The 19,281-nt window shown below is 67.1% G+C and carries 14 protein-coding genes and 1 pseudogene; 6 read left to right on the forward strand and 9 right to left on the reverse strand.

The genetic code is table 11. The features are described from left to right. Window positions 1-5 precede the first annotated feature (5 nt). A complete protein-coding gene (gene ftsH / locus ACWDTP_RS17675) occupies window positions 6-2,357 on the reverse strand; it encodes an ATP-dependent zinc metalloprotease FtsH (protein ID WP_450021981.1) in 2,352 nt (783 codons plus the stop codon). Between the two features lie 255 nt (window positions 2,358-2,612). Here ftsH and ACWDTP_RS17680 point away from each other — a divergent pair, with 255 nt between their 5' ends. The 4 genes from ACWDTP_RS17680 to ACWDTP_RS17695 are packed head-to-tail and all read left to right on the forward strand — an operon-like array spanning window position 2,613 to window position 6,478. Further along, window positions 2,613-3,548 carry an alpha/beta fold hydrolase gene (locus ACWDTP_RS17680; RefSeq protein WP_450021983.1) on the forward strand — a complete coding sequence of 312 codons (936 nt, stop codon included), beginning with the start codon at window positions 2,613-2,615 and terminating at the stop codon, window positions 3,546-3,548. Next, window positions 3,545-4,723: an LLM class flavin-dependent oxidoreductase gene (locus ACWDTP_RS17685; protein WP_450021985.1), complete on the forward strand. Its 1,179-nt coding sequence runs from the start codon at window positions 3,545-3,547 to the stop codon at window positions 4,721-4,723. Before ACWDTP_RS17680 ends, ACWDTP_RS17685 begins: the two co-directional genes overlap by 4 nt. After that, complete coding sequence (locus tag ACWDTP_RS17690; RefSeq protein WP_450021987.1) at window positions 4,723-5,739, forward strand: zinc-binding dehydrogenase; 1,017 nt, start codon at window positions 4,723-4,725, stop codon at window positions 5,737-5,739. The genes ACWDTP_RS17685 and ACWDTP_RS17690 overlap by 1 nt, the downstream gene beginning before the upstream one ends. Before the next feature lie 22 nt (window positions 5,740-5,761). Further along, window positions 5,762-6,478: an SIMPL domain-containing protein gene (locus ACWDTP_RS17695; RefSeq protein WP_450021989.1), complete on the forward strand. Its 717-nt coding sequence runs from the start codon at window positions 5,762-5,764 to the stop codon at window positions 6,476-6,478. 4 nt (window positions 6,479-6,482) lie between these two features. Here ACWDTP_RS17695 and hpt read toward each other — a convergent pair. From hpt to dacB, 4 genes and pseudogenes are all read right to left on the reverse strand, one after another. After that, a pseudogene (gene hpt, locus ACWDTP_RS17700) lies at window positions 6,483-7,089 on the reverse strand (hypoxanthine phosphoribosyltransferase). Between the two features lie 137 nt (window positions 7,090-7,226). Then, on the reverse strand, window positions 7,227-8,186 hold the full coding sequence (tilS, locus tag ACWDTP_RS17705; protein ID WP_450021990.1) for a tRNA lysidine(34) synthetase TilS: 960 nt from the start codon (window positions 8,184-8,186) through the stop codon (window positions 7,227-7,229). Then, entirely contained in the window at window positions 8,165-9,238 is a 1,074-nt protein-coding gene (locus ACWDTP_RS17710) for a zinc-dependent metalloprotease (RefSeq protein WP_450021991.1), read from the reverse strand. Before ACWDTP_RS17710 ends, tilS begins: the two co-directional genes overlap by 22 nt. Then, window positions 9,235-10,617, reverse strand: coding sequence for a D-alanyl-D-alanine carboxypeptidase/D-alanyl-D-alanine endopeptidase (dacB, locus tag ACWDTP_RS17715; RefSeq protein ID WP_450021993.1), 1,383 nt, complete (start codon window positions 10,615-10,617; stop codon window positions 9,235-9,237). Before dacB ends, ACWDTP_RS17710 begins: the two co-directional genes overlap by 4 nt. 122 nt (window positions 10,618-10,739) lie before the next feature. Between dacB and ACWDTP_RS17720 the strand changes: the two genes are divergently transcribed. Together ACWDTP_RS17720 and ACWDTP_RS17725 are read left to right on the forward strand one after the other, a co-directional pair. After that, window positions 10,740-11,225 (forward strand): inorganic diphosphatase, encoded by a 486-nt coding sequence (locus ACWDTP_RS17720; RefSeq protein WP_450021995.1) that lies wholly within the window; start codon window positions 10,740-10,742, stop codon window positions 11,223-11,225. 63 nt (window positions 11,226-11,288) lie between these two features. After that, on the forward strand, window positions 11,289-11,768 hold the full coding sequence (locus ACWDTP_RS17725; protein ID WP_450021997.1) for a 2-oxo-4-hydroxy-4-carboxy-5-ureidoimidazoline decarboxylase: 480 nt from the start codon (window positions 11,289-11,291) through the stop codon (window positions 11,766-11,768). On the opposite strand, the gene ACWDTP_RS17730 is transcribed toward ACWDTP_RS17725, so the two are convergent. From ACWDTP_RS17730 to ACWDTP_RS17745, 4 genes are all read right to left on the reverse strand, one after another. Continuing rightward, window positions 11,769-14,702: an MMPL/RND family transporter gene (locus tag ACWDTP_RS17730; RefSeq protein ID WP_450021999.1), complete on the reverse strand. Its 2,934-nt coding sequence runs from the start codon at window positions 14,700-14,702 to the stop codon at window positions 11,769-11,771. A gap of 9 nt (window positions 14,703-14,711) precedes the next feature. Further along, window positions 14,712-17,615: an MMPL/RND family transporter gene (locus tag ACWDTP_RS17735; protein WP_450022001.1), complete on the reverse strand. Its 2,904-nt coding sequence runs from the start codon at window positions 17,613-17,615 to the stop codon at window positions 14,712-14,714. Window positions 17,616-18,010: 395 nt separating this feature from the next. Beyond that, a complete protein-coding gene (locus tag ACWDTP_RS17740; RefSeq protein ID WP_450022003.1) occupies window positions 18,011-19,000 on the reverse strand; it encodes a 2-hydroxyacid dehydrogenase in 990 nt (329 codons plus the stop codon). 2 nt (window positions 19,001-19,002) lie between these two features. Next, window positions 19,003-19,281, reverse strand: a 279-nt coding sequence (locus tag ACWDTP_RS17745) for an enolase C-terminal domain-like protein (RefSeq protein ID WP_450022005.1), incomplete at its 5' end; no start/stop codon positions are given.

The following is a 19,281-nucleotide window of genomic DNA, read 5'->3' on the forward strand; positions in this document are numbered from 1 at the left end:
TCCGGTCACGACCGGTCCCCGGTGTGCCCGCCGTCCTGGCCGGACTCCTCGTTGGGCCGCGCCGGTGCATCCGGGGTACCCGCCGTCTGGCCGGGATGCGGGTAGGGCTGATACGGGTAGGGCTGGGGCTGGTGCGGCTGCTGCCAGCCCGACGGATGCGGCGGCGGGTACCAGTACCCCTGCTGCGGTTGCGGTTGGTATCCCGCCGGCTGCTGCTGTTGCTGATGTTGCGGTGGCGGCGGCCAGCCGGGCGCGTGCCAGCCGGCCGGGGCACCGTAGTCGGGCTGGGTGGGGCCGTTGGGGGTGCCGTTGCCCGACGCCCCGTTCGTGCCCGCGCCGTTCTGCTGCCGGGCCGCCTCGGCCTTCTCATCGGCCTCGCGGCTCGCCTGCGCGATCGCGGCCTTGAAGGCCGGCTCCGGAACCGGCGGCGGCCACGGCTCACCGCGTTCGATGGCCAGCTCGCCGGGGGTCTTGATCGGCGGCTTGTCCGACGGCACCCGGCCGCCGAAGTCGTCGAACATGGTCAGCCGCGGACGCTTCTTGACGTCGTCGAAGATCGCCTCGAGTTCGGCGCGGTGCAGCGTCTCCTTCTCCAGCAGCTCACCGGCCAGGGTGTCGAGCACGTCGCGGTATTCGGTGAGGATCTCCCACGCCTCGGTGTGGGCGGCCTCGATGAGCTTGCGGATCTCGTCGTCGATGATCTGCGCGACCTCATGGCTGTAATCGGGTTGCGTGCCCATGGTGCGGCCGAGGAACGGGTCACCGTGTTCGGTGCCGTAACGGACCGCGCCCAGCTTGGAGCTCATGCCGTACTCGGTGACCATCGCGCGGGCGATCTTGGTGGCCTGGTCGATGTCCGAGGACGCCCCCGTCGTCGGCTCCCGGAACACCAGTTCCTCGGCGGCGCGTCCGCCCATGGCGAACACCAGCCGCGAAATCATCTCCGAGCGGGTCATCAGACCCTTGTCGTCCTCGGGCACGGCCATCGCGTGTCCGCCGGTGCGGCCGCGGGCCAGGATGGTGACCTTGTAGATGGGATCGATGTCGGGCATCGCCCACGCGGCCAGGGTGTGCCCGCCCTCGTGGTAGGCGGTGATCTTCTTCTCATGCTCGCTGATGATGCGGCTCTTGCGGCGCGGCCCGCCGACGACCCGGTCGACGGCCTCCTCCAGCGCCGGGCCGGTGATGACGGTGCCGTTCTCGCGCGCGGTGAGCAGCGCGGACTCGTTGATGACGTTGGCGAGGTCGGCGCCGGACATGCCGACGGTGCGTTTGGCCAGCCCGTCCAGATCGGCGTCGGGGGCGATCGGCTTGCCCTGCGAATGCACCTTGAGCACCGCGCGGCGGCCGGCCAGGTCCGGGTTGGACACCGGGATCTGGCGGTCGAAGCGGCCGGGTCGCAGCAGCGCCGGGTCGAGGATGTCGGGCCGGTTGGTCGCGGCGATCAGGATGACGCCCTGCCGGTCGCCGAAGCCGTCCATCTCGACCAGCAACTGGTTCAGGGTCTGTTCGCGCTCGTCGTGACCGCCGCCCATGCCCGCGCCGCGCTGACGGCCGACGGCGTCGATCTCGTCGACAAAGATGATGCACGGGCTGTTGGTCTTGGCCTGCTCGAACATGTCGCGAACCCGCGAGGCGCCGACCCCGACGAACATCTCGACGAAGTCCGAACCTGAAATCGTGAAGAACGGAACTCCGGCCTCACCCGCGACGGCGCGGGCCAGCAGGGTCTTACCGGTGCCGGGCGGGCCGTAGAGCAGCACGCCCTTGGGGATCTTGGCGCCGAGCGCCTGATACCGCGACGGGTTCTGCAGGAAGTCCTTGATCTCGTAGAGCTCCTCGACCGCCTCGTCGACGCCCGCGACGTCGGCGAACGTGGTCTTGGGCATGTCCTTGCCGAGCTGTTTGGCCTTGGACTTGCCGAAGCCGAAGCCCATCCGCCCGCCGCCCTGCATGCGGGAGAACATCACGAACAGACCGACCAGCAGCAGCAGCGGCAGCATGTAGATGAGCAGCGAGCCGAGCACATTGCCCTGGTTGACGACCGTGTTGACCTTGGTGTTCTTGGCGTTCAACGCGTCGAACAGGTTCACCGCGTACCCCGAGGGGTACTTGGTGATGATCTTGTCGCTGTTCTCGGTCCCGTCGTTGCCGCTCTTCAGATCGAGACGCACCTGCTGCTCGCGGTCGTCGATCTGGGCGCTGTTGACGTTGTCGTCGTGGATCTGGGCCAGCGCGACCGACGTGTCGACGGGTTTATAGCCCCGGGTGTCGTCGCTGAAATAGAAGAACGACCAGCCCAGCAGCAGCACGACCGCGATCACGGTCAGCGTGCGGATCACATTTTTCCGGTTCATCGATCACTCGGCCGTCGTTGGCCAGTCCTTCCAATACGCGCAGCTGGGCAAGTTATAAGGCTACCGCTACACCAACGTGTGGAAGTTCCCGACGGTCTCTGGCCCCTGGCGGCTCCCTCCCGGAATCCCCGGCGGCTGCGGTGGTCGATGGCAACAACGACGACCGCTGAGCACATTCGAAACCAGTTCCGTCGGCGTGATCGCTGGGGCGATCGGGCCCTTTCGCCACGGGCCCCGCTGTGTTTGGCTGACGTTGTGATCACCCCAACCGAACGGTTAGTCGAGACCAACGGCGTGACGTTGAAGCTGACGGAGGCAGGTGACCGCGGCAATCCGGTCGTCGTCCTGGCCCACGGCTTCCCCGAGCTGGCCTACTCGTGGCGCCACCAGATTCCGGTGCTGGCCGAGGCCGGCTACCACGTCCTGGCGCCCGATCAGCGCGGCTACGGCGGGTCCTCACGGCCGGGGGCCATCGATGACTACAACATCGTCGAGCTCACCGCCGACATCGCCGGATTGCTCGATGACATCGGAGCCGGGCAGGCCGTGCTGGTCGGCCACGACTGGGGGTCACCGGTGGCCACCAACTTCCCGCTGTTCTTCCCGGACCGGGCCCGCGCCGTCGCCGCGCTGAGCGTGCCGCCGGTCCCGCGGGCGTCCGCGCCGCCGGTCCGGATCTGGCGCAAGATCTTCGGCGACAACTTCTTCTACATCCTGTACTTCCAGGAACCCGGCGTCGCCGACGCCGCGCTGGGCGCCGACGTGCGCCAGTCGATGCGCCGGATGATCGCGCTGGAGGGCTTCGGCGAGGCCCCCGAGAACCTGGCCGACCGGCCGCTGCCGCCACTGCCGGAGTGGATCACCGCCGACGAGTTCGACGTCTACGTCGAGGCGTTCACCGAGACCGGGTTCACCGGCCCGCTGAACTGGTACCGCAACTTCGACCGCAACTGGGAGCTCACCGATCCGGATGCGGACCGGATCCGCACCCAGACCATCACGGTTCCGACGCTGTTCCTGGCCGGCGCCGACGATCCGGTGCTGGGCTTCACGCCGCGCGACCACGTGCGCGATGTGGCCACCGGGGAGTATCGCGAGGTGCTGCTCGACGGCGCCGGGCACTGGGTGCAGCAGGAGCGCCCCGACGAGGTCAACGCCGCGCTGCTGGAGTTCCTCGGGGCGCTCGCATGACCCCGCTGAACTTCGGTGTCTTCATTACACCGTTCCATCCGGTCGGCCAATCCCCCACCACCGCACTGCAATACGACATGGACCGGGTGCAGGCGCTGGACCGGCTCGGCTACGACGAGGCATGGTTCGGCGAACACCACTCCGGCGGGTACGAGCTCATCGCCTGCCCGGAGGTGTTCATCGCCGCGGCGGCCGAGCGGACCCGCCATATCCGGCTGGGCACCGGGGTGGTGTCGCTGCCCTATCACCATCCGCTGATGGTGGCCGACCGCTGGGTGTTGCTCGACCACCTGACCCGGGGCCGGGTGATGTTCGGCACCGGCCCGGGGGCGCTGCCGTCGGACGCCTACATGATGGGCATCGATCCGGTCGATCAGCGGCCGATGATGCAGGAATCGCTCGAGGCGATCCTGGCCCTGTTCCGGGCCGCCCCCGATGAACGCATCAACCGCGAGACCGACTGGTTCACCCTGCGCGACGCGGCGCTGCACATCCGGCCCTACACCTGGCCGTATCCGGAGATCTCCACCGCGGCAATGATTTCGCCGTCCGGTCCGCGGCTGGCCGGGGCGCTGGGGACATCGCTGCTGTCGTTGTCGATGTCGGTGCCGGGTGGCTACGCGGCCGTGGAGACCACCTGGGATGTGGTGCGCGAGCAGGCGGCCAAGGCCGGGCGGCCCGAACCCGACCGCGCGGACTGGCGGGTACTGGGCATCGTCCATCTCGCCGACACCCGCGAACAGGCCATCGAGGACTGCACCTACGGACTGCAGGATTTCGCCGACTACTTCGGCGCGGCCGGTTTCGTGCCGCTGGCCGACAAGACCGAGGCGGCACCGTCGCCGTACGAGTTCGTCGAGAACTATGCATCCAAGGGCAACTGCTGCATCGGCACCACCGCCGATGCGATCGGCTACATCCAGGATCTGCTGGACCGCTCCGGCGGGTTCGGCACGCTGCTGCTGCTCGGGCACGACTGGGCGCCGCCTGCGGCCACCTTCCACTCCTATGAACTGTTCGCCCGCGAGGTGATCCCACACTTCAAGGGCCAGCTGACGGCGGCCCGGGCCTCCCACGACTGGGCCAAGGGCATGCGCGACCAACTGCTGGGCCGGGCCGGGCAGGCCATCGTCAACGCCATCACCGAGCACACCACGGAAGAAGGGAAGAGCTGATGCGGGCCGCAGTGCTGCGCGACGGCCGCATGGTGGTGCGCGACGATGTCCCCGAACCGGTTCCGGGACCGGGTCAGGTCCTGGTCGACGTCAAGGCCTGCGGAATCTGCGGCTCCGACCTGCATTTCGCCAAGCACGGCGAACAGATGCTGGCGGCGGGAGCCCAGATGGAGGGCCTGCCCGACATCAACGCCGGTATCGACCTGTCCGGCGACATCTTCATGGGCCACGAGTTCAGCGCCGAGATCGTCGAGGCGGGGCCGGGCACCGACACGCCCGCGCCGGGCACCCTGGTGACATCGCTTCCGGTGCTGCTCGGACCGGACGGCGCCGACATGATCGTCTACAGCAACACCACGATCGGCGGCTACGCCGAGCGGATGCTGCTCTCGGCGCCACTGCTGCTGCCGATACCGAACGGACTCGATGCCGGCCGCGCCGCCCTCACCGAGCCGATGGCCGTCGGCCTGCACGCCGTCAACGCCTCGCGGATCGAACGCGGCGAGACCGCACTGGTCATCGGCTGCGGCCCGGTCGGCATCGCGATCATCGCCGCACTCAACATGCGCGGCGTGGAAACCATTGTGGCATCTGATTTTTCACCGGCCCGGCGGGAACTCGCCGGTACCGTGGGCGCACACCTGACGCTCGACCCGGCCGGGGACTCACCGTTTCACGGGTGCACACCCGCGGTGGTGTTCGAGGCGGTCGGTGCGCCCGGCATCATCGACGACGTACTGCGCCGGGCCCCGGTCGGCGCCAGGGTGGTGGTGGCCGGGGTGTGTATGCAGCCCGACACCGTGCACCCGTTCTTCGCGATCACCAAGCAGATCAACATCCAGTTCGTGTTCGGCTATGACCCGGCCGAATTCGCGAACTCGCTGCGGGCCATCGCCGAGGGTGAGATCGACGTGGCGCCGATGATCACCGGCTCGGTCGACCTGGACGGTGTCGGTGCCGCCTTCGAGGAACTCGCCGATCCGGACCGGCACTGCAAGATCATGGTGACACCGTGAGGTGGCGGTAGGGTCAACAGCCATGCGATTTCGTGTTCTCGCCCTGGCCGGTCTGACCGCCGCCACCCTCGGCCTCTCGGCCTGCGATGCGACCTCGGGACCGGCGTCGGGTGGGAAGACCGAGCCCCGTCAGGTCACCGTCGTCGGCAACGGCCAGGTACAGGGCGTCCCGGACACCCTGACCGCCGATGTGGCGATGGAGTTCACCGCCCCCGACGTCAGCGGCGCCCTCAACCAGTCCAGCCAGCGTCAGCAGGCCGTGATCGACGCCTTGGTCGGCGCGGGCACCGACCGCGCCGACATCGCCACCACCCAGGTCTCGGTGCAGCCGCAGTTCGACTCCGACGGTTCGGCGGGCAGCACGATCACCGGTTACCGCGCCTCGAATGCGATCAAGGTCAAGATCCGCGACACCAGCCGGGCCTCGGAGCGGCTGGCCCTGATCGCGAGCACCGGCGGGGACGCCACCCGGATCAACTCGGTGGCCTATTCGATCGAGGACGATTCCGATCTGGTGCGCGACGCCAGGTCCAGGGCCTTCGACGACGCCAAGAACCGCGCCGAGCAGTACGCCGACCTGTCGGGTTCCGACCTCGGCAAGGTGTTGTCGATCTCCGAGGAGTCCGGCTCCACGGCGCCGCCGACCCCGATGCCGCGGGCGGCCATGGAGGCGGTCCCGCTGGAACCGGGCCAGCAGACCGTCGACTTCGACGTGACGGTGGTCTGGGAGCTGGCCTGAGGCCTCAGAGCTCGTAGACCTTCGGGTCGAGCGTGCCGATATAGGGCAGGTCGCGGTACCGCTCGGCGTAGTCCAGGCCGTAGCCGACGACGAACTCGTTGGGAATATCGAAGCCGACATATTCGACGTCGATGTCGGTGCGCACGGCGTCGGGTTTACGCAGCAGCGTGCACACCCGCAGCGACCGCGGCGACCGGGTGGCCAGGTTGCGCAGCAACCAGGACAGCGTGAGCCCGGAGTCGATGATGTCCTCGACGATCAGCACGTCGCGGTCGTTGATGTCGCGGTCGAGGTCCTTGAGGATGCGCACCACACCCGATGACGAGGTCGACGAGCCGTACGAGCTGACCGCCATGAACTCCAGCTGGGTGGGCAGCGGAATGCGGCGGGCCAGGTCGGTGACGAACATGACCGCACCTTTGAGGACGGTGATCAGCAGCAGATCCTCGGCGCCGAGATCGTCGCGGTACTGCTCGGCGATCTGCTCGGCGAGTTCGGCGGTCCGAGTCCGGATCTGCTCCTCGGACAGCAGCACCGACTTGATGTCACCCGGGTACAGCTCGGCAGATTGGGCATCCACGAGAAACAGCGTGCCATGCGGCCCCCCGCATAACCAACGCGACCAGCTGTCGGGAGGTTGTCGGGGTGGCTACGGGGCGAGGTAACCGCCGTCGACCACCAGCGAGGTCCCGGTGACGTAGCTGGCCTCGTCGCTGGTCGAGGAGGCTCGCGAAGCCGGCCTCGCGTTCTAGACCTGTTCGGCGCGCAGCCGCAGCACGCCGTCGCGGCGGCCCGCGAACAGGCGCTGCCCCGGCAACGAGGAGCCGACCGCGACCCCGCCCTGCCCGCGCCACGCCGTCACCAGCCGGTCCACCGCCCGGATCTGGGTGTCGGACAGATCGGTGGCGCCCCCGGCCAGCAACCAGCCACGGATGGCGCGGCGACGCAGCGCGGCGGGCAGCCCGGCCAGCTCCGCGAGGTCCAGGCCGCCGTCGTCGGTGACGGCGCCGTCGAGGGCGCGCCGCGCGAGTTCGTCGAGGGTGTCGGTGTCCTCCCGCAGCGCGGTGGCGGTGCGGCCCAGCGCCTCGGCCACGCCCCCGCCCAGCACCTCCTCCAGCAGCGGAAGGACATCCAGTCGCAACCGGCTCCTGGTGAACCGTGGCTCGGCATTGTGCGGATCGTGCCAGGGGGCGAGCCCCAGCTCATCGCATACCGCGTGGGTCAGTCTCCGTCGCACCCCCAGCAGCGGCCGGTGCCACGGCGGGTCGTGCGGGCGCATCCCGGCGATCGACCGCGGCCCCGACCCCCGGCCCAGCCCGAGCAGCACCGTCTCGGCCTGATCGTCGAGAGTGTGCCCGAGCAGCACGGCGGCCCCGTCCCTGGCCGCCTGCAGTGCGGTGTACCTAGCGGCGCGGGCGGCGGCCTCCGGCCCGCCGGACCGTCCGACCACCACCGGAATGACTTGTGCTGAAACGCATCCCAACGTCATGGCCTGATTCCTGGCGGAGTCCGCCACGGCCCGCGACCCGGCCTGCAGCCCGTGGTCGACGATCAGCGCGGTGGTGGGCCGCTGGGCCGCGGCGACCGCCGTCAAGGCCAGCGAATCCGGGCCGCCGGACAGTGCGACGCACCAGTGCTCGCCGTCGATCTGCTCGCCGCACGCCGCCACCACGCGCCGCAGCGCCGCTACAGCACCCGATCGATCCATTGCGCGGGTTCGTCGATCTCGCTCGGCAGCGGCAGGGTGTCGGCATCGGTCCAGATGGTGTTGAACCGGGGCATCCCGACGGTCGAGACCACCTGGTCGACGAACGCCTTGCCCCTGGTGTACTGGCTGATCTTGGCGTCGAATCCCAGCAGGGCCCGCACCAGGCGCTGCACCGGGGGTTGTTTGCGTTGTCTGCGCTCGTCGAATCGCCGGCGAATGGTGCCCACCGTGGGCACCACGGCCGGGCCCACCGCGTCCATCACATGGTCGGCATGCCCTTCCAGCAGCGTGCCCAGCACCAGCAGCTGATCCAGTGCCCGCCGCTGCGGCTCGGCCTGCACGGCTCGCATCAGACCGATCATCCCGGTCGAATTCGGTTCTGGCGCAGAGTTTTCGGTCCCGGCCCGCTGAGTTCGGACGAACTGGGCCAGCCGGCCGATCACCGCGCCGACATCCTCGCCCACGTCCTGGGTGAGCACCGCCAACGCCTGCGACATATGGTCGGCCAGCCACGGATTCGCCCGGAACTGCACCCGGTGGGTCACCTCGTGCAGACACACCCACAGCCGGAAATCGGCAGGCACGACCCGCAATTGACGCTCCACCGCGATCACGTTGGGGTACACCAGCAGCAGCTCGCCGCCATCCGGACCGAACGGGTCGTACTGGCCGAGGATCCCGGTGGAGATGAAGGCCAGCACCGCGCCGGTCTGCGCACCGGTCACCCGCCCGGTGATGAAGCCGGGTTTGTGATCGTCGTCGGACGTTCCGTCGGGGACTCCGCCCGTCATCACCCGCATCGACCGGGTGGCCGCCCGGATCCAGTCGGGCCGGTCGACCACCCGGGCCTCCGGCATCTCGGCGCCCTCGTTGAGGCCGGTCACCTCACGCACCGGAAGCTCTGCGGCCCTGGCACTTTCGTAGAGCTGCCGGACGGCCTGGTCGCGGGTGTAATCCGTGGCCGCGGGGGCAGGCCTGGCCAGTTTGGCTCCGACGGTCGCGGCGAAGCCCCAGTCGACGGCGCGGCCGGCGGTGATGGTGGGCCTGCTCATGTGCCACATCCGCACGTGCGCAGCACCGAGGCCAGCGCGTCGATCGATGTCCGCCCGGTGGGCCCGGCGTTGTTGGAGATCAGCGCGAACGTCAGCACCCGGCCGTTGTCGTCGGTGACGATCCCGGCCAGCGCATTGGTGCCGGTCAACGATCCGGTCTTGGCCCGCAGCCAGCCCGCGGCGGCGCGGCCGCCCTCGGTGTCGAGGTAGCGGTTGGACAGGGTGCCGCTGCCGCCCGCGATCGGCAGCAGGTCGACCAGCGGCCGCAGCCTGGGCTCGGTGTTGCCCGCTGCGGCGGTCACCACCTCGTCGAGGGTCGTGGCGGTCAGCCGGTCATCCACCGACAGCCCACTCGAGTCGACCAGATGAGCGCCCGTGGTGTCGATTCCGGCCCGGTCCAGCTGCCCCAGCACGGCGTCGACGCCGCCGTCGAAGCTCTGCGGGCGGCCGGACTGCGCGGCGATCTCGCGCGCGACCGACTCGGCCATCACATTGTCGGATTCGTTCATCATCTGGCGCAGCCGCTCGATCAGCACCTCCGACTGCACCTCGGCGACCTTGCGGCCATCGGACATGCCGGACGGCATCAGCGTCACCGACTCGGGTTCGATTCCCAGCGCCGCGGCCAGGGCCCGCCCGGCGTCCAACGCCGGTGTGGTGGACCGCCTGGACTCGATGGTGACGGGCTGGGTGCGTCCGCCGTCGAGCATGACCGATTCCATCGGTGCGATATCGCCGCCCTCGATATCGGCCGGATCCCAGCCCGGGGCCATGGTCGGCCCGGAATAGGCGCTGGTGTCGACCCGCACCGTGGTGACCTTGACCCCGCTCTGCCGGATCTGGTCGGCCAGGTCGCTGATCCGGGCCGCACCCTTGTACCAGGTGTCGGTTCCTGCGGGAGCCGCCGACAGCGTGGTGTCGCCGCCGCCCTTGAGCACCACCAGTCCGGGCTGCTGATCGGAGACCAGCACCGTGGTGGTCAGCCGGGCGTCGCGGTCGAGGGCGAGCAGCGCGGCCGCCGTGGTCAGCACCTTGTTGACCGAAGCCGGCTGCATCGCCACATCGGCACCCTGTTCCCACAGCTGCGCACCGGTGTCGGCGTCGGTGATCCGCCCGGTCACCGCGCCCAGGTTGGGGTCGGCCAGGGCCGGCGCCAGGGCGGCCGCCAGCCCGCTCGTGGTCGGGGTGGGCGCCGACATGTCGACCGGGATCACCCCGGGGGACGCGGTCGCGGGCGGGGGTGCGGGTTTGACCGCGGCGGCGTCGCTGGAGCGGTACCCGGTGAGCACCGCGGCCGCCGCGACCAGGGCAGCGACCAGCGCGACGACTGCGACGCCGACCGCCACGTGGGTCGACCGCCGCCACCGGGTGGGCCGCATGTTTCTCCTGCTCTCGGTCGGTTCGGGCGAACCACCGCTGTAGGCCAGCCTATCGCTCCATTAGGGTTGACCCGCGTCGTCGCCCGACGACCCCAGACCGCAGATGCGAAGGAGCCGCGACGGTGGAGCACGACGTCGTCATCGAGATTCCGAAGGGTTCACGCAACAAGTACGAGGTGGACCACGAAACCGGGCGGGTCAAACTCGACCGCTACCTCTACACCGCCTTCGGTTACCCGGCCGACTACGGGTTCTTCGAGAACACCCTCGGTGAGGACGGCGATCCGCTGGACGCGCTGGTGCTGCTGCCCGAGTCGGTGTTCCCCGGCTGCATCGTCGAGGCCAGGCCGGTGGCGATGTTCAAGATGACCGATGAGGCCGGCGGCGACGACAAGCTGCTGTGCGTGCCCGCCGGCGATCCGCGCTGGGACCACATCCAGGACCTGGCCGATGTGCCGCCGTTCGAGCTCGAGGCGATCAAGCACTTCTTCGTGCACTACAAGGACCTGGAACCGGGCAAGTACGTCAAGGCGGCCGACTGGGTGGGCCGCGAGGAGGCCGAGGCCGAGTTGCAGCGATCGATCGAGCGGTTCAAGCCCGGGCACTGATCTTTTAGCGTCGCCGTAACACGAGGTAACGCACCCGTTCTATCCGGCTTCGATGATTGTGGTGTGTTGATGCATCAGGGCATCGGGCTTGAGGCCTACAACCTGTTGCCGATGCGCCGGGCGGTGCACGCGGTCTACGAGTGCTGCAACAGCGTGCCGCTGGCCGAAGCGCTGGCCCGCAGCCGCCCCTATCCCGATCACGATTCGCTGTTCCGTACCGCCGACGCATTGCTGTTCGGCCTCGGCGACGGCTCCGTCGACGAGGTGTTGCAGGCCTGCCCGCCGTTCGGGCATCGCCGGACCGAGCGGCCCGCCACCGCGCCACTGCGGACCGCGATGGCCGACTACATCGAACGGTTCGGCTTCAGCTTCGTGATGTTCTCGGCCGACTGTGACGCCGACCAGATCCTGAGCGGTATCGCCGACCGTCTGCACAACGATCACGAGACCGAACGCAAGGCGGTCCGCGACGAGCTGGCGAAAATCAACCGGGCCCGGCTGGAGCGGATGCTGGGCCCCGAGGGCGGCTTTCCCAACTGGTAGTCAGCGCTGGTCGGCCCGCGAGCTCAGCACGCGTTCGTCGGGATGCTGCTGCCCGAGCAGTAACCGGACCAGTGGCCGTGGCCCATAGGGCCGCAACAGCGTGCTGGCCGGCCGGGAACGCACCCGCTGCGGCCACCAGAACCACCGTCCCAGCACCGCCGCGAGCGACGGAGTCATGAACGCGCGCACCACCAGCGTGTCGAACAACAGCCCCAGCCCGATCGTGGTGCCGATCTGACCGATGATGCGCAGATCGCTGACGACCATGGCGGCCATGGTCGCCGCGAACACCAACCCCGCCGACGTGACGGTCTTTCCGGTTCCGCCCATCGATCGGATGATTCCGGTGTTGATGCCCGCGACGAGTTCCTCCTTCATCCGCGACACCAGCAGCAGGTTGTAGTCGGAACCGACCGCCAACAGGATGATCACCGACATCGCCAGGACTATCCAGTGCAGTTTGATGCCCAATGCGTACTGCCACAGCAGCACCGAGAGCCCGACCGATGCGCCTAACGACAGGGCCACCGTCCCGACGATCACCAGCGCCGCGACAAAGCTCCGGGTAATGATCAGCATGATGATGAACACCAGGCTGATCGCCGCGATCCCCGCGATCAGCAGATCGTAGGTGGAACCGTCGCGCCAGTCCTTTGCGGTCGACGCGGCTCCGGCCAGGTAGATCTGGCTACTGACCAAAGGTGTTCCCTTGAGTGCCTCTTCGGCCGCGGTGCGGATCTGCTCAGCACGTGCGATGCCCCCGGCGGTCGCAGGCTCACCTCGGTGGGAAATGATGAACCGCACGGCCTTTCCGTCCGGCGACAGAAACTGCGTCATCGCGCGTTGAAAGTCGGGATTCTCGAACACCTCGGGCGGCAGGTAGAACGAATCGTCGTTCTTGGCGGCATCGAATGTTTGCCCCAGGACGGCCGCGTCCTTGCTCGATTCCTCGGCCTGGGCGATCAGGCCCGACGCGGTGCTGTACAGGGTCAGCGACATGGTCCGGAAGGTCTGCACGACATCGATCAGCCGGGGAAGTTCCTCCAGTATCTGCGGTAGCACCCTGTCGAGCTGGTCGATGTTGTCGACGAGTATTGCCAGTTTGTCGTCGAGTTCGTCGACGCTGTCTTCAGTGTCGAATATCGATCGCAGCGACCAGCACATCGGAATGTCGAAACAGTGTGGCTCCCAGTAGAAATAGTTGCGCAACGGCCGCAGGAAATCATCGAAGAGCGCAATGCTGCCGCGCAGCTCGGCCGTGATCTCCTGCAGCTCGTGCGTATTCGCCGCCATGTGGTGAGTGGTGGCCGTGAGCTGTTCGAAGATCCCGCGCAGGTTGCGCAGGGTCGCGATCATCGTATCCATGTCGTCGACCTGTTTGAGGATGTCGTCGATGGTCGACTTCTGGAAGTTCGTCGCCTGCGCCTGACCAGCGCTCTGCAGGCTCAGCAGGAACGGTATCGAGGTGTGTTCGATCGGGGTGCCCTCCGGTCGGGTGATCGCCTGCACCCGGGATACCCCAGGCACTTTGAACACCGCCTTGGCCAGCCTGTTCAACACCAGGAAATCTGCCGGATTCCGCAAGTCGTGATCGGATTCGACCAGGAGCACTTCGGGTTGCAAACGCGATTGGCTGAAATGCCGCTCGGCAGCGGTGAATCCCTGGTTGGCCGGAATATCGCCGGATATGTACGCCTTGTCGTCGTAGCTGGTCTCATACCCCGGCAGTGCCAGCAACCCAACCAGCGCCACCGCGCACGATGAGACCAGGATGGGACCCGGCCACCGCACGATCGCCGTGCCGATCCGACGCCAACGACGCACTCGCAGTTTCCGTTTGGGCTCCACCAGACCGAATCTGCCGGCGACGGCGATCCCCGAGGGAACCAGCGTCACCGCGACGGTCACGGCCGTCACCATGCCGATGGAGCACGGTATCCCCATCGTGTGGAAGTAGGGCAACCGGGTGAAGGTGAGGCACAGAATCGCGCCGGCGATGGTCAGGCCGGAGGCCAATACCACCGGCACGGTCGATCGATACGTGCTGTAATAGGCCGCTTCACGGTCTTCGCCCGCTTGTCGGGCTTCCTGGTATCGGCCGAAAAAGAAGATACCGTAATCGGTTCCGGCCGCAATACTCAAGAACACCAGCATGTTGACGGCAAAGGTGGAGAGCACGAAAAGCTGATGATGACCCAGGAGCGCGACGATGCCACGCGCCGCGGCCAACTCGACACCCACCATGGTCAGCAGCAGGACAACCGTGATGAACGATCGGTAGACCAGGAGCAGCATCACGAAGATGATCACCGACGTCACCAGGGTGATCTTCAGGATGGACTGGTTGCCGCTGCGCTGCAGATCCGATGCGAGCGGTGCCGCACCGGTCACATAGGCGTGCACCCCGGCCGGGGCCGGTAGGTCGTCGACGATGCCGCGGACCGCGGTCACCGACTCGTCGCCCAGCGGGGTGCCTTGATTTCCGGCCAGATTCAGCTGCGCATAGGCGGCTTTGCCGTCAGGACTCTGCACACTCGACGAGGTGAGCCGATCTCCCCACAGATCCTGCACATGTTCGACGTGCTCGGAATCGTTGCGCAAACGTCCGACCAACTCGGCGTAGTACCCGTGAGCATCGGCGCCCAGCGGATCCTGGCCCTCCAGCACGATCATCGCCGCGCTGTCCGAATCCGATTCCGCAAACAGCTGCCCCATCCGCTTCAGGGCCCGTGCCGACGGCGCATCCTGCGGCATGAGCGACACCGAATTCTGCTCGGCGACCCACTCGAGCGATCCGACGGCGGATTTCCAGTTCCCTCCGACCGAGGCCAGATTCGTCACCAGGACCACCACGATCCAGGCGACGATGATGAGCGGGGAGAACGCACGGATGGTCCGCGCGATGAACGGCGGCCGGGAATGCCCAGTATTCATCCGAATTCGCTAATCCCCGAGCAACAGTGAACGCACCAGCGGGCGCGGACCCGTCGGCCGAAGCATGGCGCTGGCCGGGCGGGGACGCACACGTTGTGGCCACCAGAACCAACGGCCGAGCAGCGCAGCGATGGACGGCGTCATGAAGGCACGCACCACCACGGTGTCGAACAGCAGACCGAGGCCGATCGTGGTACCCACCTGCCCGATGGTCAGCAGGTCGCTGACGATCATCGAACCCATCGTCGCGGCGAACACCAGGCCGGCCGCAGTGACGACTTTGCCGGTCCCGCCCATCGCCCGGATGATGCCGGTGTTGATGCCCGCGTGGAGTTCCTCTTTCATCCGCGAGACGAGCAGCAGGTTGTAGTCGGATCCCACGGCGAGCAGCACGATGACAGACATCGCCAGGACGACCCAGTTGATCTGTATGCCCAATATGTGCTGCCACACCAGGACCGACAGCCCGAAGGATGCGCCGAGCGACATCGCCACCGTGCCGACGATGATCAGCGCGGCGACCAGGCTGCGCGTCATGATCACCATGATCAGGAAGATCAGGCACAGGGCCGCCACGCCCGCGATCAGAAGATCGATCTTGGACCCGTCGACCAGATCTTTCACACCTGCCGCTGTTCCGGCGACAGAAATCGTCGCACTCTCCAACGGAGTGCCCTTGAGCGCCTCCTCGGCCGCGACGTAGATCGGTTCGACGCGTGAAATGCCCTCGGGTGTCGCGGGATCGCTGCGCTGCGCAATCAGCAGCCGGGTCGCCTTCCCGTCCGGCGACATGAAGATCTTCATGATCCGTTTGAAGTCTTCGTTCTGCAGAACGTCCGGCGGCAGGTAGAACGAATCGTCGTTGTTGGCACTATCGAACGCCTTACCCATGACCGTCGCGTTGTCGCTCGAATCATCCATCTGGTCGAAGATGCCCGACATGGTGCTGTGCATCGTCAGGATCATCGTGCGGGTGTTCTCCATGGTGGCGATCAATTGCGGGAACTGCACAAGCAGCTGCGGCATGAGGCTGTCGAGCTGGTCCAGGTTCTCGACCAGACCCTTCATCTTGTCGGCTATCTCGTCGATGCCGTCGAGCGCACCGAATATGGACCTGATCGACTCACATAACGGGATGTCGAAACAGTGTGGTTCCCAATACAGATAATTGCGCAACGGCCGCCAGAAGTCGTCGAAATCCGAAACATGGTCCCGCAGTTCATTGGTGACGGCCTGAAGATCATGCGTTGTCTCGACCGTGTTGTGCGTGATCCCGGCCAGCTGTTGCATCAACTCGTACATATGCCGCATGAGATCGAGCGTCGCGCTCATCTCGTCGGCCTGCTTGAGCAGATCGTCCATCCGCGCCCTCTGGAAGGGCAGGCTCAGGCGTTGGCTGGCATTGGACATGCTCAGCATGGACGGAATCGTCGAATGGTCGATCTGGGTTCCTTCGGGCCGGGTGATCGACTGCACACTGGAAATTCCCTGGACCGCGAAAACCGCTTTGGAGAGCCTGTTCAGGACCAGCAGATCGGCCGGATTTCGCAGGTCATGATCGGCCTGAACCAACAGCAGGTCCGGCGTCGACGTCTTCGACTCGGGGAAATGCCGTGCCGCAGCAGCGAATCCCTGGTTGGCCGGGATGTCCTGTGGAATGTACTTCTGGTCGCTGTAGCTGGGCTGGTACCCGGGCAACGTCAACAACCCGATGAGCGCGATCCCGATCGTCGCGACGAGTACCGGCACGGGCCACCGGACAATCGCGGTGCCGACCCGACGCCAGCGACGCGTGACGACCATCCGTTTGGGGTCGAAGATGCCGACCCGGCTCCCGACCGCGATGGTCGCAGGAACCAGGGTCAGCGCGACGGCGACCGCCACCAGGATCCCCACCGCGCCAGGGATGCCCAACGGCCGGAAATACGGCAGGCGGGTGAAGCTCAGGCAGGCGATGCTGCCGGCAATCGTCACCCCGGAGGCCAGCACGACCTTCGCGACACTGCGGTATGCCGTGTAGTAGGCCGATTCTCGGTCTTCTCCGGCTTGGCGGGCCTCCTGGTATCGACCGGTGAAGAAGATCCCGTAGTCCGTGCCTGCCGCAATGCCGACCGACACCAACAGGTTGACGACGTAGGTGGTGAGACCGACGAGGCCGTGGAGGCCGAGGAACGCGACCAGGCCGCGGGCCACCTGCAGCTCGAGCGCAACCGTCAGCAGAAGGATGATGACGATGGGGAACGAGCGGTAGAGCAGAAGCAACATCAGGAAGATCACGCCGACCGTGACCAAGGTGATCAGCAGCACCGTCTTGTTGCCGCTGAGCCCCACATCGGCGACGATCGCGGCCGGACCGGTGACGAAAGCCTGAATTCCCGGTGGGGCCGCCGTGTTCTCTACGGTGTCTTTGACGGCCTGCACCGATTCGTTCGCCAGCGCCTGACCAAAGCTTCCGACCAGATTCAATTGAACGTAGGCGGCTTTACCGTCAGCGCTTTGCGCGGCACCCGCGGTGAGCGGGTCGCCCCAGAAGTCCTGGACGTGCTGCACATGCGCCGTATCGCCCTTCAATTGGCGAACGATGGAGTCGTAGTACCGGTGGGCGTCGTCGCCGAGCGGATCCTGCCCCTCGAAAACGATGACGGCGACGCTTTCGGAATTCGACTCCTGGAACACTTCGCCCATCCGCGTCATCGCCTTGACGGACGGGGCGTCCGGGGGACTGAGCGATACCGAATGCTGTTGTTCGACAACCTCAAGCGGAGGTACCGCGACAGTCACCAGGACGGTGATCGCGATCCATCCCAGAATGATCGGAACCGAGAATCTGCGGATCGCCCATGCCAGCCGCGGCCGCCGCGCCTCAGCGTGCCTGCCCACACCGTTGGCGTTCATGGCGACGTCAGAAGGCATGAGGCGGCAGTGGCTCCGAAGATCGCAGTCACCACGATCACCAACGGCGGAATCCACAACCGCCGCACGGGCTTAGAAATCGTCGATCCCGCGAGATCCTGCACCTACTCCCCGACGACCCGGCACGTGCTCCGACTCGTGGCGTATTGCATCGTTCGACATCCCGACACTCCCTGACTGGTGGTGACTACGGTGATAGAGCAGGCGCCCCGGTACTGAGACCGGGTCACCCGTCTACCTGAACGCCGACACCACCCCAACCGTTCGGCGTCGTCGCAGCGGGGCGTCGCGTGATCGGGTGCCTGGGGACGGAGTCACCCCAAAGCCGCACCGTTTGTCCAGTTCAAGGCGCGGGCAGTTGACGGCACAGCCGTCGCCGAGCGAGTGAGCGGTTTCTAGACCTGCGACGTCTTGGTGCGAACCACATTCTTCAGCGGCTCGCCCCGGTGCAGCCTGCCGATGTTGGCGGCGATGTCACCGGCCCGGCCGGCGAACGTGTTGGTGGTGACGCCCGATACGTGTGGCGTCATCAACACATTCGGCAACTCACCGAACGGCAGCGCGCTGGGGCTGCCGTATCCCGAGGAGTCCGGGTAGCTGTACCACACGTCGATCGCGGCGCCGGCGATAGTGCCCGACGAAAGCGCCTCGTAGAGGTCGGCTTCCACGACGAGCGGGCCCCGGCCGACGTTGATCAGGACACCGTCGGGCCCGAGGGCACGCAATTGGGCACCCCCGATCATCCCGACGGTCTGCTCGGTGAGCGGCGCGCAGATCACCACCAACTGGGCTTCGGCCATCAACTGGTCCAGCCGGTCAGGGCCACCGCTCCAGGCGAGCCCTTCGGTGTCGGCGTCCAGCCGGCCGCTGCCGGTGACGGCCATACCTTCGGCCCCGAAGGTATGCAGCAGATGCCAGCTCGCGCGCCCGATGTGGCCGAATCCCACGAAGCCGACGCGGGCGCCCTGCAACGAGCTGGACTGACCGATCGAGCGGTCATACCCCGGGGTGGCCCACCGACCCGTCCGCAACGCGCGGTCCTGCGCGGGCAGGTTCCGGCGCAGCATCACCGCGGCTCCGACGATATACTCGGCGATCGAAGATTCGTGGTGAAACGTGTTTGCCACCAGCACTTCCGGTCTCAAGCTGGCGAAATCGACCCGGTCGGTACCGGCACCGTTGACATGGATCAGCCGCAAATTCGTCGCGGCGTCGGCCATCTCGGCAGTGAACCGGCTGCCGACGAACACATCGGCGTCGCGCAACTCCGCCGCGACCGCCGGATCGCCAGGCGTCATCCAGTGCAGCGTTGCCTCAGCAGGGACCCCGGCCTCCAGCGCGGCGCGGTGGGATGTCAGATGAGTGTCGGCGACGACGATCTTCACGCTCAGTTCCTCTGCAACGCAGGACGTTTGTTGTCGAATTCCCACCCGGGGACCAGGTACCGCATGGCCACCGCGTCATCGCGGGCCCCGAGGCCGTTGGCCAGGTAGAGCTCATGGGCCGCGGCCACCCGCTCCTCGTCGAGGTCCACGCCGAGCCCCGGTGCGGCAGGCACCTCGAGGTATCCGTCGACGATCAGGAAGGGCCGCTTGGTGATCCGCTGCCCGTCCTGCCAGATCCAGTGGGTGTCGATCGCGGTGATGGCGCCTGGGGCGGCGGCGGC

Source organism: Mycobacterium sp. NPDC003449 (assembly GCF_053588415.1).

Excerpts from the sequence above, each read along its gene's own strand:
- ftsH (WP_450021981.1), bottom strand. The coding sequence starts at position 2,357 with ATGAACCGGAAAAATGTGATCCGCACGCTGACCGTGATCGCGGTCGTG.
- ACWDTP_RS17685 (WP_450021985.1), top strand. The coding sequence starts at position 3,545 with ATGACCCCGCTGAACTTCGGTGTCTTCATTACACCGTTCCATCCGGTC.
- ACWDTP_RS17690 (WP_450021987.1), top strand. The coding sequence starts at position 4,723 with ATGCGGGCCGCAGTGCTGCGCGACGGCCGCATGGTGGTGCGCGACGAT.
- ACWDTP_RS17695 (WP_450021989.1), top strand. The coding sequence starts at position 5,762 with ATGCGATTTCGTGTTCTCGCCCTGGCCGGTCTGACCGCCGCCACCCTC.
- tilS (WP_450021990.1), bottom strand. The coding sequence starts at position 8,186 with ATGGATCGATCGGGTGCTGTAGCGGCGCTGCGGCGCGTGGTGGCGGCG.
- ACWDTP_RS17710 (WP_450021991.1), bottom strand. The coding sequence starts at position 9,238 with ATGAGCAGGCCCACCATCACCGCCGGCCGCGCCGTCGACTGGGGCTTC.
- dacB (WP_450021993.1), bottom strand. The coding sequence starts at position 10,617 with ATGCGGCCCACCCGGTGGCGGCGGTCGACCCACGTGGCGGTCGGCGTC.
- ACWDTP_RS17730 (WP_450021999.1), bottom strand. The coding sequence starts at position 14,702 with ATGAATACTGGGCATTCCCGGCCGCCGTTCATCGCGCGGACCATCCGT.
- ACWDTP_RS17735 (WP_450022001.1), bottom strand. The coding sequence starts at position 17,615 with ATGCCTTCTGACGTCGCCATGAACGCCAACGGTGTGGGCAGGCACGCT.